At 49.6% G+C, this 20,711-nt stretch carries 17 protein-coding genes; 9 read left to right on the top strand and 8 right to left on the bottom strand.

What is annotated here, in order from left to right; genetic code table 11:
- The first annotated feature begins 72 nt into the window (after positions 1-72).
- Positions 73-1,080 carry a class II fructose-bisphosphatase gene (gene glpX / locus EZV61_RS08700; RefSeq protein ID WP_131415058.1) on the top strand — a complete coding sequence of 336 codons (1,008 nt, stop codon included), beginning with the start codon at positions 73-75 and terminating at the stop codon, positions 1,078-1,080.
- Here the strand turns inward: glpX and EZV61_RS08695 are convergent.
- From EZV61_RS08695 to ampD, 8 genes are all read right to left on the bottom strand, one after another.
- Positions 1,077-1,496 (bottom strand): STAS/SEC14 domain-containing protein, encoded by a 420-nt coding sequence (locus EZV61_RS08695; protein ID WP_131415056.1) that lies wholly within the window; start codon positions 1,494-1,496, stop codon positions 1,077-1,079. The two genes, glpX and EZV61_RS08695, sit on opposite strands and share 4 nt — an antisense overlap.
- Before the next feature lie 165 nt (positions 1,497-1,661).
- Positions 1,662-3,776, bottom strand: coding sequence for a M13 family metallopeptidase (locus EZV61_RS08690; protein WP_131415054.1), 2,115 nt, complete (start codon positions 3,774-3,776; stop codon positions 1,662-1,664).
- A gap of 346 nt (positions 3,777-4,122) precedes the next feature.
- A complete protein-coding gene (gene lpdA / locus EZV61_RS08685) occupies positions 4,123-5,550 on the bottom strand; it encodes a dihydrolipoyl dehydrogenase (protein WP_131415052.1) in 1,428 nt (475 codons plus the stop codon).
- 169 nt (positions 5,551-5,719) lie between these two features.
- The gene (gene aceF / locus EZV61_RS08680; RefSeq protein WP_131415050.1) at positions 5,720-7,654 is read right to left on the bottom strand and encodes a pyruvate dehydrogenase complex dihydrolipoyllysine-residue acetyltransferase; all 1,935 of its coding nucleotides are present in this window, start codon (positions 7,652-7,654) and stop codon (positions 5,720-5,722) included.
- Positions 7,655-7,670: 16 nt separating this feature from the next.
- Positions 7,671-10,337 (bottom strand): pyruvate dehydrogenase (acetyl-transferring), homodimeric type, encoded by a 2,667-nt coding sequence (gene aceE, locus EZV61_RS08675; RefSeq protein WP_114338192.1) that lies wholly within the window; start codon positions 10,335-10,337, stop codon positions 7,671-7,673.
- 95 nt (positions 10,338-10,432) lie between these two features.
- A complete protein-coding gene (gene pdhR, locus EZV61_RS08670; RefSeq protein ID WP_114338191.1) occupies positions 10,433-11,215 on the bottom strand; it encodes a pyruvate dehydrogenase complex transcriptional repressor PdhR in 783 nt (260 codons plus the stop codon).
- A 265-nt stretch (positions 11,216-11,480) separates the two neighbouring features.
- Positions 11,481-12,419 carry a beta-lactamase regulator AmpE gene (gene ampE, locus EZV61_RS08665; RefSeq protein ID WP_131415048.1) on the bottom strand — a complete coding sequence of 313 codons (939 nt, stop codon included), beginning with the start codon at positions 12,417-12,419 and terminating at the stop codon, positions 11,481-11,483.
- Positions 12,420-12,438: 19 nt separating this feature from the next.
- Complete coding sequence (ampD, locus tag EZV61_RS08660) at positions 12,439-12,951, bottom strand: 1,6-anhydro-N-acetylmuramyl-L-alanine amidase AmpD (protein ID WP_240695174.1); 513 nt, start codon at positions 12,949-12,951, stop codon at positions 12,439-12,441.
- 539 nt (positions 12,952-13,490) lie between these two features.
- On the opposite strand from ampD, the gene nadC reads away from it, so the two are divergent.
- The 8 genes from nadC (at position 13,491) to yacG (ending at position 20,663) form a co-directional block, all read left to right on the top strand.
- Entirely contained in the window at positions 13,491-14,345 is an 855-nt protein-coding gene (nadC, locus tag EZV61_RS08655; RefSeq protein WP_131415280.1) for a carboxylating nicotinate-nucleotide diphosphorylase, read from the top strand.
- Between the two features lie 182 nt (positions 14,346-14,527).
- Positions 14,528-14,935, top strand: coding sequence for a pilin (locus tag EZV61_RS08650; RefSeq protein ID WP_131415044.1), 408 nt, complete (start codon positions 14,528-14,530; stop codon positions 14,933-14,935).
- A gap of 133 nt (positions 14,936-15,068) precedes the next feature.
- A complete protein-coding gene (pilB, locus tag EZV61_RS08645; protein WP_131415042.1) occupies positions 15,069-16,778 on the top strand; it encodes a type IV-A pilus assembly ATPase PilB in 1,710 nt (569 codons plus the stop codon).
- A 54-nt stretch (positions 16,779-16,832) separates the two neighbouring features.
- A complete protein-coding gene (locus EZV61_RS08640; RefSeq protein ID WP_131415040.1) occupies positions 16,833-18,080 on the top strand; it encodes a type II secretion system F family protein in 1,248 nt (415 codons plus the stop codon).
- A gap of 3 nt (positions 18,081-18,083) precedes the next feature.
- A complete protein-coding gene (locus EZV61_RS08635; protein WP_131415038.1) occupies positions 18,084-18,974 on the top strand; it encodes a prepilin peptidase in 891 nt (296 codons plus the stop codon).
- 7 nt (positions 18,975-18,981) lie between these two features.
- The gene (gene coaE, locus EZV61_RS08630) at positions 18,982-19,578 is read left to right on the top strand and encodes a dephospho-CoA kinase (RefSeq protein ID WP_131415036.1); all 597 of its coding nucleotides are present in this window, start codon (positions 18,982-18,984) and stop codon (positions 19,576-19,578) included.
- Between the two features lie 22 nt (positions 19,579-19,600).
- Complete coding sequence (zapD, locus tag EZV61_RS08625; RefSeq protein WP_131415034.1) at positions 19,601-20,386, top strand: cell division protein ZapD; 786 nt, start codon at positions 19,601-19,603, stop codon at positions 20,384-20,386.
- A 19-nt stretch (positions 20,387-20,405) separates the two neighbouring features.
- Positions 20,406-20,663: a DNA gyrase inhibitor YacG gene (yacG, locus tag EZV61_RS08620; protein WP_131415032.1), complete on the top strand. Its 258-nt coding sequence runs from the start codon at positions 20,406-20,408 to the stop codon at positions 20,661-20,663.
- Positions 20,664-20,711 lie beyond the last annotated feature (48 nt).

Here is a 20,711-nt window from a genome sequence, read left to right as displayed (position 1 = left end):
CTAGGATCCTATGTGTCTGTGCGAGGGAACTGTACCCTGCGCGCCCAACCTTTCAAGATTGCGAGCCCAAGTATGAAACGAGAATTGGCGATTGAGTTTTCCCGCGTAACCGAAGCAGCAGCCCTGGCTGGCCATAAGTGGCTTGGCCGCGGTGACAAGAACGCTGCAGACGGTGCCGCCGTTGAAGTAATGCGCGCTATGTTGAACAAGGTTGAGATCTCCGGCGAAATCGTTATCGGTGAAGGTGAAATCGATGAAGCCCCTATGCTCTATATCGGCGAAAAAGTAGGTCGCGGTGGCGATAAAGTGGATATCGCAGTAGATCCAATCGAAGGGACCCGCATGACCGCGATGGGCCAGTCAAACGCTATCGCTGTATTGGCCGTCGGCGACAAAGACACCTTCCTCAAAGCGCCTGATATGTACATGGAAAAACTGGTTGTTGGCCCCGCTGCCAAAGGGCATATCGATCTCGAGAAGTCGTTAAGTGAAAACATCCAAGCGGTGGCCAAGGCGGTAGGTAAAGAGATTGCTGATCTAACCGTGATCACCTTAGCCAAGCCGCGCCACGATGAAGTCATTGCAGAGATGCAAAAGATGGGCGTGCGGGTGTTTGCTATTCCGGATGGTGACGTTGCCATGTCTATCCTCACCTGCATGCCCAGCAGTGAAGTTGACATGATGTACTGTATCGGTGGCGCTCCAGAGGGCGTTATCTCGGCAGCAGTGATCCGTGCTTTGGACGGTGATATGCAAGGTCGCCTACTGCCACGCTGCCAAGTGAAAGGCGACAATGAGGAAAATCGGCGACTATCAGCGATAGAAATACAGCGTTGTGAGGAGATGAACATCGAGGTCAATGCCGTACTGCATCTTGATCAACTGGCTCATAACGACAATGTGATATTTTCTGCCACTGGCGTTACCAAAGGGGATCTGCTTGAAGGGGTGACCCGTGAGGGAAATCTAGCGACGACAGAAACCTTGGTTATTCGCGGTAAGTCACGGACGGTGCGTAAGATCCAATCCACGCACTACCTGGATCGTAAAGATCCAGAGATCCGTTCGGTGATCTGCTAGCCCCCTTCAGCACAACACTCTGTTTGGTCGAAGCAAGCACAGTTTGCTTCGGCCAGCCAAGCATTTGCGTCAAATTCATTAGTAAAATAACGTGTCTCGACAGGGTGTGCTTCAGGGCGGGCTTTCTTTGAAATATTTTCCATTAACGCATGAGAGACGATGACGGCCTCGTGAGTTAAGCCATTGGCATGGCACCACAGGTTAATCTCCTGCGCCAATACTAAACACTCTGGCGTAAACAGCTCCCATTCGCGGATATCCGATACACAGCACCAAGTTTGCCCGCCTAACTGCGGAACCAACTGTTTAAAAGCATCAAAGCTGTGCTGAACGGTTTGCAGATTCAGGGCACCTTTCACCCTAAACCTGAGTAACCTGCCCTGCCGGGTTAAACTAAACTCACCGTGCTCGCGCATAACTGCCACTCCCTATATAAAGCTTAACTATATGAAGCGTCCATCGATTAGAAAGCATACAAAAGCCGCTGTCGCGAACGATAGCGGCCTTGGTTAGACCAGTCAATTAAAAACGGCCCTTTCTCACTGAAAAATAACGCTTTTTAACAGCGTTACAACATGCGCTTACCAGATTTTCACACGCTTCTCTGGGGCTATATACATCTGATCAGTCTCAGCAACATTGAACGCTTCATAGTACTGAGGCATATTCGACACAATACCGATCACCCGATAGTGAGAAGGTGAATGTGGATCAGACTTCAAGCGGCTCAACAACTCTTCTTCGCGATATTTCCGGCGCCAGATCTGTGACCAGCCCATAAAGAAGCGTTGATCGGCTGTTAGCTCATCGATAACTTCAGCATCAGCGCCCGCCAGTGACATCTGGTATGCCTTGTAGGCCACCTGCAAACCACTTAAGTCACCGATATTCTCACCCAAGGTCAATTCACCGTTAACAAAATGCCCTGGCAACGGTTCGTATTGGCTGTATTGCGCAACCAATTGCTTACCCAGCTTATCAAACGCAGCACGGTCAGCATCTGTCCACCAGTTAGACAAATTGCCATCACCATCATACTTGCTACCTTGATCATCAAAGCCGTGGCTGATCTCATGCCCAATCACTGCACCAATCGAGGCGTAGTTCACTGCATCATCGGCATCCATATCGAAAAACGGTGGCTGTAAAATCGCCGCAGGGAACACAATCTCGTTCATCACAGGGTTGTAATAAGCATTGACTGTCTGTGGTGTCATGTGCCATTCGGTATCATCGATCGGCTGACCGAGCTTCGCCAGCATACGCTGGTATTCCCAATTAGCAGCGCGACGGTAGTTCCCCAACAGATCATCGGCTTTCACCTCTAATGTGGCGTAGTCCTTCCACTTTTCTGGATAACCGATTTTTGGTGAAAACTTGGAAAGCTTTTCCAACGCTTTAACTTTGGTCTCTTCCGTCATCCATGCAAGATCTTTAATCGAGACTTCAAACGCACCGAGCAAGTTGGTGATCAGATGCTCCATCCGCGCTTTCGCCTCAGGCTTAAAGGCTTCGGCAACATAAGCCTTACCTAACAGATCGCCAATCTGTTCATCTGCAGCGATCACAGCCTTCTTCCAACGCGGCTTCTGCTCAGTAACACCTTTCAGTTCTGTACCGTAGAAAGCAAATGCACGATCAGAAACCGACTGTGGCAAGTAATCAGAGTAGGCACTCACCAACTGGTGGCGCATATAAGCTTTCCAGGCAGCCACAGGCGTCTTAGCAAACAGCTCGGCAAAGCCAGTCATATAGCTCGGCTGACGCACAATCACTGAGTCCACATCACCTAAACCAGCGGCTTTTGCGTACGCGGGCCAATCAAAGCCCGGCATGAGTGCCGCTAATTCAGCCAAGTTCATCTTGTTGTAGGTCTTATTCGCGTCACGGCTTTCAACCCGGCTCCACTGTGCACTGGCAATAGCTGTTTCAATGGCTAGCACCGAATCAGCAGCGGCCTCTGGCTGCGCTACCCCACTTTGCGCCTGCAGATCCGCAGCTAACAGGCGTAAGCTTTCCCGTAGCTTGACGAACTTTTCATCTTCATTGAGGTAGTAGTCACGGTCAGGCATGCTGATACCCGCCTGATACAAATACACGGCATATTGATCTGATTGCTTAGCGTCATTATTGACGTAAAAACCAAACGGCCCAGACACACCGTCAACCAACAATTGTCCCATCAACGCAGCGATCTGCTCATGGGTTTTAGCATTTTCAATGGCATCAAACTGCGCCTGCAATGCTGCCATACCCACATTTTCAACCCGCTCGCTGTCCATGTAAGCTTTCCAGAAATCAGCGAGCTTTTGCACATCAGAGCCCGGCGTTGAAGACTGCAGCGCAGCGTCTTCCATGATGGTTTTCAACATGGTTTCGCTTTTCTCAAATAGCTCGGTGAATGAGCCATAGTTAGAGCGATCAGCAGGGATCTCGGTGCGCGCTAACCAGCTACCATTAACAGACAGGAAAAAGTCATCCTGATGACGGATATGTTCGTCAAAATTACCTTTATCGATACCGGAAGTCAGTACTTTTGGCGCAACGGGCTTCACTTCGGTCACGGTGGGTACAGGCGCTTCACTCGTCGCAGCTGGTGCTGCTGGTGCAGCCGCTTTATCTTCTGGGGCGTCCTGGCAGGCTGTTAAGCCAAGGCCAAACGCCACGGCTAATGCGGTGGTTGTCAGACGGTTCATCTATTTATCCTCTGGAGTGTACTGGCACGTGGTCGTGCTCTGTTATCAAAACGTTAAACGCATCGATATTACCCAGCTAAGACAAAACTGACCAGTCAGCAGGTAGAAAGTTGCGGGTTCTGAAACCTCTGGTTACAAAACAGCGAATAAAGGCAAGCCTTAGCGGGAGCCAACAGCAAAGAAACCAAATATTGCCTAGTTTTTGCAGCAAGCACTGTGGGCGTAGGACCGCCATGAATGGCGGGAATGTCGAAAATGCCTGGAGCACTTTTCGACCGTTCGTCCTGAACATAAAAAGCCCCGCATTGGCGGGGCTTCGTAATGATAAAATCAGCTTACCGACGCATTATTTGCGCTTCTTTGCCTTTGGATTTGGCAAATCGGTGATTGAACCTTCGAAGATCTCTGCCGCCAAGCCAACCGATTCGTGCAAGGTTGGGTGAGCATGAACCGTCAACGCGATATCTTCTGCGTCACAGCCCATCTCAATTGCTAAACAAATCTCGCCAAGCAACTCACCACCATTGGTACCCACGATAGCGCCACCGAGAATACGACCGCTGTCTTTATCAAAGATCAGTTTAGTCATACCGGTATCGGCGTCAGAAGCGATAGCACGGCCGCTGGCCGCCCATGGGAATACTGATGTTTCGTAGTTAATGCCCTGCTCTTTTGCTTCTTTCTCGGTCAGACCCGCCCATGCGACTTCCGGATGGGTATAAGCAATTGATGGGATCACCTTAGGTTCGAAGTAATGCTTCTTACCACCAATCACTTCGGCAGCGACATGGCCTTCATGCACACCTTTGTGCGCCAACATTGGCTGGCCGACGATATCGCCGATAGCGTGGATATGAGGCACGTTAGTGCGCATCTGGGTATCTGTGGTAATAAAGCCACGCTCATCAACATTGATACCAGCTTTCTCAGCATCCAGCAGCTTACCGTTTGGCACACGGCCGACGGCCACCAGCACAGCGTCATAACGGATCGCTGCATTTGGCGCATTCTTGCCTTCAAAAGAGACATAGACACCGTCTTCTTTGGCTTCAACCGCTGTCACTTTGGTTTGCAGCATCAAAGTGAACTTGTCTTTGATCTCGCGGGTGTAGACTTTCACGACATCTTTATCGGCTGCTGGGATCAACTGGTCCATAAACTCGACCACTTCAATCTTCGAACCCAATGAGTGATAAACGGTACCCATCTCCAGACCAATAATACCGCCGCCCAGGATCAACATCTTCTCTGGCACAGTTTCCAGTTTCAGCGCATCAGTTGAATCCCAAACACGAGGGTCATCATGGGGAATAAATGGCAACGTCACCGGACGTGAGCCTGCCGCAATAATAGCGTTATCGAAATTAACGGTGGTAACACCGTCTGGACCTTCTACTGCCAGGGTATTGGCACCGGTGAATTTACCGTAGCCATTGACCACCTTCACTTTACGCATCTTGGCCATACCTGCCAGGCCGCCAGTCAGCTTAGTGATAACTTTGTCTTTCCAGATACGGATCTTGTCGATATCTGTGGTGGGTTCGTTGAATACCACACCGTGGGCGCCAAGATGTTTGGCATCTTCGATCACCTGCGCCACGTGCAACAAGGCTTTTGATGGGATACAGCCAACGTTCAAGCAAACGCCGCCTAAGGTATCAAAACGTTCAATCAGAACCGTTTCCAAGCCCATATCTGCTGCACGAAACGCTGCTGAGTAGCCAGCAGGGCCGGCACCGAGTACCACTACCTGTGTTTTGATCTCGTTGCTCATTATGTCCTCTTTAATCCTGTGTGTTCTTTAGCCGGAACATTTGCACTTGTTTCAACAAGTGTCTGCTATATCTTTTGTCCGGTCAGTCTACCTGCCTTACGGCAAGACGAAAACAAGTGATACGAAAAGGGGCGTTACCTTAGCGGCACGCCCCTTTGTCAGCCTATGATTACAGCACTAACCTGCGGATGTCAGATAAGACACCGCTGAGTGTTGTAATAAAGCGTGCTCCATCAGCACCATCAATCACCCGATGGTCATACGACAATGCTAATGGCAACGTCAGTTGTGGGACGAACTCTTTGCCGTTCCACTTTGGCTTCATCTCAGAACGAGAAACGCCAAGAATAGCCACCTCTGGTGCATTGACGATTGGCGTGAACTGCGTGCCACCGATACCACCAAGGCTAGAGATAGTAAAACATCCGCCCTGCATATCTTTGGCCGTCAGCTTGCCTTCGCGCGCCTTGGCGCTGACTTCAAGCAGCTCTTTCGACAGCTCAAACACGCCTTTCTTGTTGACGTCGCGGAACACTGGAACCACCAGCCCGTTAGGCGTATCCACTGCCACACCGATATGAATATATTTCTTCATCACCAGTGACTCGCCATCTTCCGACAGTGAGCTGCAGAATTTAGGATGCGCTTCTAATGCCTTCGCAGCGGCTTTCATGATGAATACCAGCGGTGTGATCTTGAAGCCCAACTTCTGCTTCTCTGCGATCACATTCTGCTCTTTACGGAACGCTTCTACAGAGCTGATATCCGCTTCATCAAACTGGGTAACATGAGGAATACTCACCCAGTTGCGATGCAGTGCCGGGCCAGAAATTTTCTGGATCCGCGACAGTGCAACCTCTTCAATCTCACCAAACTTGGAGAAATCTACTTTTGGTTGTGCTGCAACGGCCAGTCCAGTTCCTGTCACTGCACCCGAGGTTTTAGGACGAGACAGTTCAAACTTAACAAACGCCTGAATATCTTCTTTCAAGATCCGGCCTTTGCGGCCCGAGCCCTTCACCTTACTCAGGTCAACACCGAACTCGCGAGCAATACGGCGCACCGAAGGCGTCGCATGTGCCGCACCTTTACCCTGCGTCTTCGCCGCATGGGGATGATGTGGCACAGGATCAGCTTTCGCAGCAGGCGCTGGCGTAGCTGCCGGAGCAGGTGCAGGTGCAGGTGCAGATGCCGGTGCTGCAGCGGGTGCTGGGGCAGTAGCTGATGCTACCGTCTCAATCAAAGCAATGAGCGTACCTTGCGACACCTTATCGCCGGCAGCAATCTTGATCTCTTTCACCACACCAGCAAACGGTGCAGGCACATCCATCGCCGCTTTGTCGCCTTCGATAGTCAACAGACCTTGATCGGCTTCAACAGTATCGCCTACCGCAATCAATACGTCGGTGACATCGGCGCTATCAGCACCGATATCCGGCACGGTGACTTCTTTTACTTCTGCCGCAGCGGCAGGTGCAGGAGCAGCAACCGGCGCAGCCGCAGCGACTGGCGCCTCGGCAGCAGGGGCCGCACCCGATTCAACCAGCAGGATCAAAGTGCCTTCCGACACTTTGTCACCCACGGCAATCTTGATCTCTTTTACCACACCAGCAAACGGCGCAGGTACATCCATCGCCGCTTTATCGCCTTCAATGGTGATTAAGCCTTGATCCGCTTCAATGCTGTCGCCTACGGCAACTAACAGATCGGTAACATCGGCGCTGTCTGCGCCAATATCAGGCACGGTCACTTCCTGCACCGCACCACCGCCAGCAGGCGCGGGGGCAGGAGCAGGTGCAGCTACTGGCGCAGGAGCCGCCGCGGGCGCTGCCGCAGCCGGTGCTTCTGCCACTGGCGCATCGGCACCTACAGCTTCCACTACCAAAATCAAAGTGCCTTCAGACACTTTGTCGTCCACAGCGATCTTTATCTCTTTCACCACACCGGCAAACGGTGCAGGTACATCCATCGCGGCCTTATCGCCTTCGATGGAGATCAAACCCTGTTCAGGTTCGATAGTGTCACCCACAGCCACCAGGATCTCGGTGACGTCGGCGGAATCGGCACCAATATCCGGTACCAGAATCTCTTTGATGTCGGCCATCAGTCTCTATCCTCTATCAAGCGAACAGTGGGTTAACTTTGTCAGCATTGATCTCGAACTTGGCAATTGCTTCCGCAACCACTTTCTTGTCCAGATCACCTTTTTGCGCCAACTCAGTTAAAGCAGCCAATACCACATAGCGATGGTCGACTTCGAAGTGTGCACGCAAGTTTTCACGGCTGTCAGAGCGACCGAAACCATCGGTACCTAACACACGGTATGATGCTGGAATGAAGTTACGCAGTTGATCCGCATGCACCTTCATGTAGTCAGTCGCAACAACCACAGGCACGTCAGCTTCAAGTGTCTTAGTGACGTATGCCACTTTCTGCTCTGCTTCCGGGTGCAACAGGTTGTAACGGTCAACATCCAGACCATCACGGGCCAACTCGTTGAATGAAGTCACAGAGTAAACATCAGAATCGACACCGTACTCTTCAGCCAACACTTTTGCTGCTTTTTGTACTTCCAGCAAAATCGTACCGGCACCGAGTAGCTGTACCTTGGTCTTACCTTTGCCAGCCACAGCATCCAACTTGTAGATACCCTTGATGATGCCCTCTTCCGCACCTTCTGGCATCGCAGGATGAACGTAGTTTTCGTTCATGGTGGTGATGTAATAGAACACATCTTCCTGCTTCTGGCCGTACATACGTTCCATACCGTTTTGTACGATCACAGCGATTTCGTAACCGAATGTCGGATCGTAGCTGATACAGTTTGGAATGGTGTTTGCCATGATATGACTGTGACCATCTTCGTGCTGCAGACCTTCACCGTTCAATGTAGTACGACCTGCTGTGCCACCGATCAGGAAGCCACGGGCACGGGCATCACCCGCCAACCAAGCCAAGTCACCAATACGCTGGAAGCCAAACATGGAGTAGTAGATATAGAACGGGATCATCGGTGTATCATTTACCGAGTAGCTAGTTGCAGCAGCCACCCATGAAGACATCGCACCGCCTTCGTTGATCCCTTCCTGCAATACCGCACCGGTTTTGTCTTCGCGGTAGTAAGCCACCTGATCTGCATCTTGTGGTACATATTTCTGACCACCATGGGCATAGATACCCACTTGACGGAACAAGCCTTCCATACCAAAGGTACGTGCTTCATCAGGAATGATTGGCACGACGCGCTTACCGATATTTTTATCTTTCAGCACTGCAGTCAACAAACGGCCTAACGCCATGGTTGAGCTGATTTCACGACCATTAGAGCCTTTTAGTAAGGCATCAAAACTTTTCAGTCCCGGGATATCCAGCTCTTCAGAGAACTTCACCCGGCGGCGAGGCAGATAACCGCTGAGAGATTCACGGCGCTGACGTAGGTACTGCATTTCAGGGCTGTCTTCTGCTGGACGGAAGTACGGGATATTTTCAATCTCGTTATCATCTACCGGAATGTTGAAACGATCACGGAAATGCTTGATCGCGTCAATGTTCATCTTTTTCACGTTGTGCGCAATATTGCGACCTTCACCGGCATCACCCAAACCATAACCTTTTACGGTTTTCGCCAGGATCACAGTCGGACGACCAACGGTCTTCACGGCACGGTCGTATGCAGCATATACTTTTGAAGGATCGTGACCACCACGGTTCAAGCGCCAGATATCTTCATCAGACATATTGGCCACCATCTCGGCAGTTTCAGGGTACTTACCGAAGAACTTCTCGCGCGTGTAAGCGCCGCCTTTGGCTTTACAGTTCTGATACTCACCGTCAACGGTCTCTTCCATCAACTGCAATAACTTACCTGAGGTATCACGGGCCAGCAGCGCATCCCAGTAACGACCCCAAACAACTTTGATCACTTCCCAGCCAGCACCACGGAAAGAGCCTTCCAGCTCCTGGATGATTTTGCCGTTGCCACGTACAGGGCCATCGAGACGCTGCAGGTTACAGTTCACAACGAAGATCAGGTTATCTAAGCCTTCACGTGCAGCCAGACCAATGGCGCCCAATGATTCTGGCTCATCGATTTCGCCGTCGCCCAGGAATGCCCACACCTTTTGACGTGAGGTATCCATGATGCCACGGTCATTCAAATATTTAAGGAAGCGCGCTTGGTAGATAGCCGTCAGCGGGCCTAAACCCATCGATACAGTCGGGAACTGCCAATAGTCAGGCATTAACTTAGGATGCGGATATGAGCTGAGGCCCTTACCTTCAACTTCCTGACGGAAGTTATCCATCTGCTCTTCGGTCAAACGACCTTCAAGAAAAGAGCGGGAGTAGATACCCGGAGAGATATGTCCCTGGAAATAGATAAGATCGCCACCATCAATATCATTTGGCGCACGCCAGAAGTGGTTGAAACCCACATCATACAAAGTGGCAGAAGAAGCGAAGCTGGAGATATGTCCACCCAGGTCCAAATCTTTCTTTGAAGCACGCTGTACCATCGCCAACGCATTCCAACGGATGTAACCACGGAGCTTCTGCTCCATCGCCATGTCACCAGGCATTTGTGGCTCTTGTCCAGGAGGAATGGTGTTCAGATACGCTGTCGTAGCGTCATACGGTAAGTGAGCGCCGTTACGACGGGCCTTGTCAATCAGCTTCTCCAACAGGTAGTGAGCACGTTCAGTGCCCTCTGCCTCAAGAACGGCTTCCATAGCTTCAAGCCATTCTTGCGTTTCCTGTGGATCCACGTCGTGATTGATAATGTCAGACATGGCGGGTTCCTTATCTTCTAGGTTCAATCGTTAGTGATTAAATCGGTTCATATACGATAGTTCAGAAATACCGCGATAACGGCAAAATAGCCCTATCACTCAGTATTACTTTCACTTTCATCCTGCTGCTGCATTCGCCGCAACGAACGCTGCTGACGGTTACTTTCTTGCCCCAGCAACAGCAGTGTCTCTTCGATATACGCCAGATGACTTAATGTCGCCTGACGGGCTTGCTCTGGCTGCCGCTGGACAATCGCTGCCAACACCAACCGCCTGTGTTCTGCCAGTGTCGAGGCCACGCCTGACTTCCGGTATAACACGTGTAAATTTTGTTCCACATTACCCAGTAGCAGTGGCCGCATCGCTAACACCAACTGCAAAATAACGACATTGTGTGACGCTTCAGCGATACGCTCATAAAATGCAATCACTGCTTGCGCTTCAGCCTGGGCGTCGCCCTGCTCATGTGCTTGATTAATTGCAGCAGAACAACTTTCTAGCTGCGCAAAATCAGCCTCGGTACCACGAACCGCCGCGTAGTATGCTGAAATGCCTTCCATCGCTAAGCGGAATTCAAGCAGATCAAATTGCGCTTCCGGATTCTTTGCCAACAATTCAAACAGTGGCTCGCTGACAGAGTCTCTAAGTTTTTCAGCGACAAAGGTTCCCCCCCCTTGTCGACGAACCAGCAAACCACGCGCCTCTAATTTTTGGATAGCTTCACGCAGCGATGGTCTTGAGACTTCAAACTGAGCGGCCAGTTCTCGCTCAGGCAACAATTTCTGTCCAGGCTTCATGGAGCCTTCAAGGATCATCTGCTCTAGCTGCTCAACAATCACATCAGCGATTCGAGGCTGTTTGATTTTTTGAAACGTCATCTAAGCAGGATTCTCACTGACTAATTAGGTACTGGCACAACCGATTTATCAAAATATCTTTGCGCCAAGTCAATTGGTCTTACCAATTGACACAATTGGTAGCAGAAACTAACAGAAGAAAAGGTGGGAGTCCATACCGCTAAAGGGCAAAAAAAAGATTGAGCTGGCTCAATCTTTGGTTAGAAAAGAAAAAAGCCGCTATCTATGCGGCTTTTCTACGATTCAAGTAATTGGTCTGACCAATTATTGAAGTGGATTTAGCTTATCACGATAACCAACCATAAAGCGTCAACACTGAAATCATTGCTAGCATCATCACAATATTTCGCTTCACAAGCGATACCATGTGGGTGGCCTCAGCAACGCAAACAGCGGATGACGCGTCCATATCTCGCGTACTATCGCCGACTTTATAGACAAACTCTCGGGCTGATAATTTCATATCTAACAGGTGTTCTAACCAGATCGGAAACGCTCGATTGAAATGTCCAACCAGCGCCATACCTAATGTGACAACTCTTACGGGTAACCAATCCATCCAATGCATGAGATGAGCAATAGAGCGCTGCGCATCTGATGGCGCGACCACGGTCTCGAGTTCAACCACTTCCTCGCCCGCATTATCGTCAACAGGCACATCAGCCAGCTCCGCATCACCGCTATGCTCGTTGTCGCTCTGCGCTAAATAGTAACGACAACCACAGTAGAATACGGCACCAGCGGGGCCTAGCAACACCACCCAGCAGATCAGCGCGCCATAGTAGCGATAGTTAATCCAAGCCAAGCGTTGACCCAACGATGCGGGTAAACTGCGATGATCTTGCTCATTGACGGTGTGTTCAATGACTTTCGCAAACTCAAAACAGGCCTGTTCGTCGCCTCGGCAACTCGCCTTCAAGTAACTTTTATACTGTCGACGGTAAAAGCCACAGCCAAAACAAACCAGCAAAATCACCATCCAGCTCATCAACGTTACTAAGCCAAACAGCATCCCTTCCACCAAGCGCAGCCACACCAGTACAGCAAAGGCAGGCAGAGCAATAACCACTAGCGTGCCAGCAAAACTATCTTTCAGTTTTGCCAACGCCGAGACTTGGCCTGTGCGGTCCATATAATGTTGCATATACCAATGGAACTGCCATTGCGGCCCCAAATGCAGTACACGCTCTAAAAATATTGCTAACAGCAAGCAGAACAACACCATGCTGCTCAATCCTTATCGGTTAATCATCCAGTAAAGAGAAGAAGTAGTCCCAGTCGAAAGCTTGCCCCGGATCCGTTTTTCTGCCCGGCGCGATATCACTATGACCCACAATTCTTTCCCGCGTGATCATAGGATAGCGCGCCATGATCTCCTGTGTCAGCATAACTAGCGCACGATATTGAGATTTTTCATAAGCAACCGTGTCGGTTCCCTCCAATTCAATACCTATGGAAAAATCATTACAACGCTCGCGACCGGCAAATGATGACACTCCCGCATGCCAGGCGCGTTTATCAAACGGCACATAGTGCACGACTTCACCGTCACGGCGGATCAAGCAATGGGCAGAAACTCGCAGGCCTGCAATCTGTTGAAAGAAGGGATCCGCTTGCGAGTCTAAACGCCCCATAAACAGATCATCGATATAGGCCCCACCAAACTGACCTGGCGGCAGGCTAATGTTATGGATCACCAACAAGGATATGTTCTCTCCTGCTGGACGCTCATCATGGTGTGGGCTGATCTTTGGCAAACTCGATGACTCCCCAGTCGTATGCAGTGTTTCTAGTTATCAATCTCTAGTTGAAAGCATCTGCACAGAAACAAACTATTTGAGCAGGGCCCCATGTAAGAGAAGTAACTGTAACGTCCTATATCTGACCTTGACAGTGTAATAGAGCAAAACATGTTTCTCTCCTTAATAGAGGAAACTAGGCTGCCAGTCCCTCATGTGATCTAACTAAGAAATGGAACACTGCAGGACGCTCAGCTATTAATCCATCACCCGGCAGCAAACAATAACCACTCATGTAAAGCAGAAACCGCTACTTTACAGGCAACAAATACGTGGAATTTCCATCATTCCCTTCAATAACCGTTGCTAATGCCATTAGAATACACCGCAAATCAGATACCGTTTCCAGTGCTATTATTAACACCACACATCAATCATTACTAACCGATTGATTCTGTTCATATAGCCGACTAAGCATACAAGAGAAGCCATTGAAGACGCCACACTCCCTGCCAGCAAACAAGATCCCAGCCCATATCATCACAGATAACGTACGCATGGCGTTAAACGAAGATCTCGGTGGCTCTTTAGCGCTGCATACTGCAGCAGAAAACAACTATTCCGCAGATAACGACATCACCGCACAACTTATTCCAGCAGAAAACATGGCCGAAGCACGGGTGATCAGCCGTGAGCGAGCCGTGTTTTGCGGTCAACCTTTTGTTGAGGAGGTGTTTGCCCAGTTAACGGCAAACCTGGCGGAACAGGTTGAAATTAAATGGTTGGTTAAAGATGGCGAATGCGTCGAGGCCAACCAACCTCTCTTTATGCTAAGAGGCTCTGCTCGGCTATTGCTCACAGGTGAACGCGCAGCACTGAATTTCGTGCAGATGTTGTCAGCAACCGCCACCGCCGTTCGCGCTTACATCGATAAGTTGCAAGGTTTAGAGAAGCCGCTGGCACTACTTGATACCCGTAAAACTATTCCCGGCCTAAGGGCTGCACAGAAGTACGCTATCGCCTGTGGTGGTGGCCACAACCACCGCGCCGGTTTGCACGACGCTTATCTGATCAAAGAGAACCATATCGCCGCGTGCGGTGGTATTGCTCAGGCCGTCGACAAAGCCAAACAACTCAATCCAGAGAAGCCGATAGAGATTGAAGTCGAAACCATGGATGAACTTAACCAATCCATCGACGCTGGCGCCGACATCATTATGCTGGACAACTTTGATCTAACCACTATGCGTAAAGCCGTCAAGCTGACGGCTGGTCGCTGCTTGTTAGAAGCATCGGGGAATGTAAATCTGGACACGGTGAGATCGATCGCAGAAACCGGCGTTGACCGTATATCCGTTGGAGCAATCACCAAACATGTGCGCGCGATCGACCTTTCTATGCGCTTCCTTTGATAGATTCCGCGCCATAGCATTGTGCTATGACGTGGTTTTCGATCACAAAGTTAACAATTGTTATCAAAATGTTATTGATTGCAGCTAAAACTTTGATCAAAACTGCAGTTCTCGCTGAACATGGCCACTACAATTAGCCACGTAACAGTAAGATTTAGCAAAACCCTGAGGGAGACATCCAAATGAAAGCAGTACAAAAAGGTTTTACATTGATTGAATTGATGATCGTTGTAGCGATCATCGGTATTTTGGCAGCCATCGCGTTGCCTGCTTACCAAGATTACACTGTTCGTGCTCGTGTAACCGAAGGCCTAAGTTTAGCGTCAGGCATTAAGACGGTTGTTGCAGAAAACTATGCTAACGATCCAACTACGACTACTCTTTGTGCTGGTGCCAACCTAAATGTTGCAGGTGCAGTAGCTACTATAGCATGTGATGATACCAGTGGTGTTATCGCGGTATCAATGGATGCATCAGCTCAAAGCGTTGCTATTTCTTTAACACCGACTTTAAGTGCTACAGCTCCAGTAGCTTGGGCTTGTTCGACTGCTGCAGGTTCAGAGAAATTTGTACCAGCTGAATGTAGATAAGATAGTTTTCACTTAAGAAAGGAGGCATTAGCCTCCTTTTTTGTTAGCTACACCGACCTTTTATAATTCAATTCACGCAAACGCAAAGGTAAAATGGTAACTTACTGTTACCTACTTTTTGTTATGTCGCTTTATGTCTTATAACGCCAACAGTTCACTCGCATCACTGCTCGCCCGAAAAGGCTTAATTGACGAAGCTGATGCCAAAAATCAAGCGCTACTCGCTGCCGAGAACAAGCAATCCTTTATTCATTATCTACATGAAAAAAGTAAGATTGACGGCTCCAAAGCACTCGAAGTTCTGGCGGATAGCTACGGTATTCCCACCTGTGACCTGAGTGACTATGACCACAAAACACTGCCAGAAGAATACGTTAACGAAAAACTAATCGCGCAGCATCATGCCATCCCCTTTGAGGTGCGTGGCAACCGCCTTTTTATCGCCCTCGCCGACCCGACCAATCTAGCTGCGCTGGAAGATTTTCAGTTCAGCACTGGTATTCGCACTGAAGCGCTGCTTGCCAATATTGCCCAACTAGCCCCTATTATCGAAACGATTGTCGAAGGGGATATCGCCAACCTGGATATGGGGGAGATGGGCGATGGCGATTTCGGCAGCATGGAAGTCGCCGATACTGAGCGCAAAGATGAAGAGGGCTTGGTTGGCGAAGAGAAAGATGACGCTCCCATCGTTGTCTATATTAACAAGCTATTGATGGATGCGATCCGTAAAGGCGCATCGGATCTGCACTTTGAACCCTATGAGAAATCGTACCGGGTACGCTTTCGTATAGATGGTATTTTGCACGAAATATCTTCACCACCAGTCTCCTTATCTGGTCGCCTATCTGCTCGCTTAAAGGTGATGTCTAAGCTGGACATTGCGGAACGCCGGGTACCTCAAGATGGGCGGATTAAACTGCGGTTATCTCGCAATAAATCGATCGATTTTCGTGTATCGACACTGCCGACGATTTGGGGCGAAAAGGTCGTACTGCGTATTTTGGATAGTTCCAGTGCCATGCTAGGCATCGATGTGCTTGGGTACGAAGCCGATCAAAAAGAGATGTATATGGCAGCATTAGGTCAGCCCCAAGGGATGATCCTAGTCACCGGGCCAACAGGTTCGGGTAAGACCGTGTCCTTGTATACTGGCTTGAATATCCTGAATACACCTGAACGAAATATCGCCACCGCAGAAGACCCGGTAGAAATTAACTTAACTGGGGTCAATCAAGTACATATGAACCCAAAAGCTGGATTGACCTTCTCCAGCGCCTTGCGTTCATTTCTTCGTCAAGATCCCGACGTGGTGATGGTCGGTGAGATCCGAGACTTGGAAACTGCAGAAATCGCCATTAAAGCGGCACAAACCGGCCACTTAGTTCTATCCACTCTGCATACGAACTCAGCACCTGAAACTTTAACCCGCTTACTCAATATGGGCGTACCCTCATTTAACGTCGCTAGCTCAATTTCCCTGATTATCGCCCAACGTTTGGGGCGCAAGCTCTGTGGTGAATGCAAGGCCCCAGAGGAGATAACACCAAAAGCACTGAAGGAATTGGGCTTTAACGACGAACAGATCGCCCAAGACTTCACAGTTTACAAGCCTGTAGGTTGCGACAAGTGTACCGGCGGGTATAAAGGGCGGGTAGGTGTTTATGAAGTGATGAAGATCAGTGATGCCATTGCCAAAATAATCATGGAAGATGGCAACTCACTGGATATCGCCAAACAAGCGGAAACAGAAGGGGTCGATGATCTTCGCAAGTCGGCACTAAAAAAAGTGATGGCTGGGTTACTTAGTATCTCTGAAGTTGAAAGGATCACCTCCTTCTAATCTAACAATACCTATTAATTATATAGCCAACGTATATATAAGAGAGAGTTAGTTATGGCTGTAGCTGCGGCAAGTAAGGCAAAGAAAAACAAGGGGCCAGCTTCCGAACTGTACGTCTGGCACGGGGTTAATAAGAAAGGCGACAAAGTTTCTGGCGAATTGCGTGGCGCTAGCCCTACGGATATAAAAGTTCAGCTTCGTAGCCAAGGGGTCACACCATCAAAGGTAAAGAAGAAACCTAAATCCTTGTTCGGCGCAGGAGGTGGCTCGGTCAGTGCCGCCGATATCGCGATTATTACCCGACAGATAGCCACCATGCTATCGGCCGGTGTACCTTTAGTGCAGTCGATAGAGATGATCGCCAAGGGCCACGAGAAACAAGCGATGCAAACACTCTTATCTGGAATTTTAGTGGAGCTACAAGCTGGCCGCCCGTTTTCAGAATGTTTGAAGCAACATCCGAAACACTTTGATGACCTTTATTGCGACCTGGTTGATGCCGGTGAACAATCGGGAGCTCTGGACACAATATATGACCGTATCGCCACCTATAAAGAGAAAGCAGAACAACTAAAATCAAAAATAAAGAAGGCGATGTTCTATCCCGCAGCAGTACTCGTTGTTGCACTTATCGTTACCAGTATTTTGCTGATTTTTGTTGTGCCACAGTTTAAAGATATCTTTGACGGTTTTGGCGCTGAACTGCCTGGGTTTACACTGATGGTTATCGGTATTTCCGAATTTATGCAGGCCTACTGGTACATTATATTAGGTGGTACGATAGTTGCCGGTTACGCCTTTAAGCAAGCTCACGCTAAATACCCTGCGGTTCGTGATAAAACTGATGAAACAGTAGTAAAGCTGCCCATTATTGGCGCTATCCTCCACAAAGCCGCGATTGCTCGCTTTGCTCGCACCCTATCGACCACCTTTGCTGCTGGTGTGCCACTGATCAGTGCGCTGGAGTCTGCTGCAGGCGCCTCTGGTAATGCTGTTTATCGTCGTGCCATTATGTCGATCCAGAAAGAAGTACAGACCGGCATGCAGATGAATGTCGCCATGCGCATGACCGGTATCTTCCCTGATATGGTCACTCAGATGGTGATGATTGGTGAGGAATCGGGAGCCTTGGATGGGATGCTCGCAAAAATCGCCAACATCTATGAAATGGAAGTGGACGACGCCGTCGATGGTTTAACCTCTCTGCTTGAACCCTTAATCATGGTGGTGTTGGGTACGCTTGTAGGCGGACTTATTGTGGCCATGTACCTACCCATTTTTGGCATGGGCGCTGTTGTATAAATCATGCTTAAAGAATTTATCTTGTTATTTGAACTATACCCAGCAGCCTATTGGCTGCTGGTTGCCGTTATGGGTCTGCTCATCGGCAGTTTCCTCAATGTTGTTATTCACCGTATGCCGCTGCTGATGGAGCGCCAGTGGCGCCGTGATATCCGCGAAAGCTATCCGGAAGCGACATTGCCTGATAACGATATTGATAAGCTACCAACCCCTTATAATCTAGTCGTGCCTCGTTCTGCTTGTCCGCACTGTGGTCATCAAATCACAGCGCTAGAGAATATTCCTGTCGTTAGCTGGTTGTTGCTGTTAAGAGGCAAGTGCAGCCAATGTAAAGCGGCTATTTCCAAACGTTACCCTGCCATAGAGCTACTCACTGGCGTATTAAGCGGCTATGTCGCCTGGCAGTTTAGTTTTACTGCCGAAGGGATCGGTGCGCTGCTGTTCTTATGGTTGCTGCTACCGATGATTTTTATCGACATCGATAAAATGCTTCTGCCGGACCAATTGACCTATCCACTGTTATGGTTAGGTTTACTGTTTAACCTGGATGGCACCTTTGTCTCTCTAAACGATGCAGTGATTGGTGCAGTTGCCGGTTACTTGGCATTGTGGAGCGTCTATTGGGGCTTTAAGCTGCTGACAGGCAAAGAGGGGATGGGTTATGGTGATTTCAAACTACTGGCTGGACTCGGCGCTTGGTTAGGTTGGCAACAACTGCCGCTAATTATATTACTCTCCGCTGGTGTTGGTGCCGTTTTGGGTATCACTATGATCATGGTGCAAGGCCGAGACAAAGCGCAGCCAATGCCGTTTGGCCCTTACTTAGCTATCGCTGGCTTTATCGCTCTACTCTGGGGCGAACAGATCACCCAGTGGTACCTGATGAGACTCTAATCAGAGCATGTTCATCGTCGGCTTAACAGGCGGTATCGGCAGCGGTAAAAGTACCGTTGCCGCTGAATTTCAAAGACAGGGTATCGATGTTGTCGATGCAGATCTCGTCGCCAGAGATGTTGTTGCCCCCAACAGCCAGGCACTGCAACAGATCCAATATTATTTCGGTGATAGTGTCATCCTTACGGATGGCAGTTTAGATCGTGCGGCACTGCGCGCTGCTGTTTTTAACAATGAACAACAGCGCCGGTGGCTAAACCAGTTACTCCACCCATTGATAAGCCAAGAGATGCAAGTCCAGTTAAAGGCTGCTTCATCACCTTATGTGCTTTGGGTTGTGCCACTATTGGTCGAAAACAAGCTATACCAACAAGCAGACCGAGTGCTGGTCATTGATCTCCCCGTCGAACAACAAAAGCTTCGCGCCGCTTCTCGTGATCGGCAATCTATAGCGCAAATAGAGCAGGTGCTCGCTTCCCAGGCATCACGGCAACAACGTCTTGCCGTTGCTGATGACGTAATCGATAACAGCCGCCCGCTTTCTGAGGTGAAGAGAGATGTATCCACGCTACACCAACACTATTTGCAGCTTAGCCAACACTAAATAGTCACAAGACGATTAAAAAATGCGTTGTGACGCGCTATCATTATCCCATAACCCTTATCTGCAGGACGCAGCCTTGCTGTTTGAATACCCCCTCAACGAAAAGATCCGCAGCCAACTCAGAGTGGAGTATCTGGTCCATCAGATGCGAGACGCTGGTGCCGAGACCAGTAGCGCCTGCCTGGGATTCTTTCGCGCCGTATTTGAACTGCTCGAACTACTGGAACGCGGCGACTTACGGCAAGAGCTAATTAAAGATCTGGAGAAACAACAGATCGGCCTCGAACGATGGGAAGGCACCCCGGGCGTAGATCAGCATGCCTTGCAACAGCTAAAAGGTGAACTACAACAGCTGATCACAGGTTTACGCGCCGAGCCACGATTAGGTCAGTCACTGCGAGAGGATAAATTCCTGGCAGCGTTACGACAACGCTTCGCTATCCCCGGTGGACACTGCTGTTTCGACTTACCGCAACTACATCTTTGGCTGCACCAACCTCAGGGCACGCGCAGCCAACAGATGGCAGAATGGTTAAGGCAATTGTCTCTACTTAGCCGAGGGATCGCGCTCAACCTACAGTTGATACGAGAGAAGACCAATTTGGCGGCCACCATCGCTCGCAGTGGCTTTTATCAAGCCAGCGCAGAAGATGTGCAGATGGTCAGAATTCAATTACCGCAGGATCTCCACTGTTACCCTACGGTCAGTGGTAACCGCCTAAGGTATACGATCCGCTTTCATCAGCTCGATGATGAAAACCAGCGGGCGCTGGAGCAAGATGTTAACTTTCAGGTCGCGGCCTGCTAACACCTAGGACCATCTATAGATGTCGAAGCAACCAATAGTTGTCGATTGCCCGAACTGCGCCAAAGCAGTCATTTGGGGCAACGAAAGCAAGTACCGCCCCTTTTGCAGTAAACGCTGTCAATTGATAGATCTCGGACAATGGGCAGATGAAGAACACAAAATTGCAGCCAAAGAAGACAACCCTATGGCTGATCTGCTTCAGGATGTTGATGCCATGAGCGAAGAACAGATAGAAGCGTTAGCGGCCAAGCTGCTTCATGGCAAAGCTGAACAGTAGGTTTAGCCAGCAGCGATGAAAGTTGAACCCGCTTTACGAAGTTTAAGC

The sequence above is a fragment of the Corallincola luteus genome (assembly GCF_004336975.1).
GTDB classification, from domain to species: domain Bacteria; phylum Pseudomonadota; class Gammaproteobacteria; order Enterobacterales; family Neiellaceae; genus Corallincola; species Corallincola holothuriorum.
Note: the sequence above shows the minus strand (reverse complement) of the source record. Positions and strands in the feature narration are given on the sequence as shown.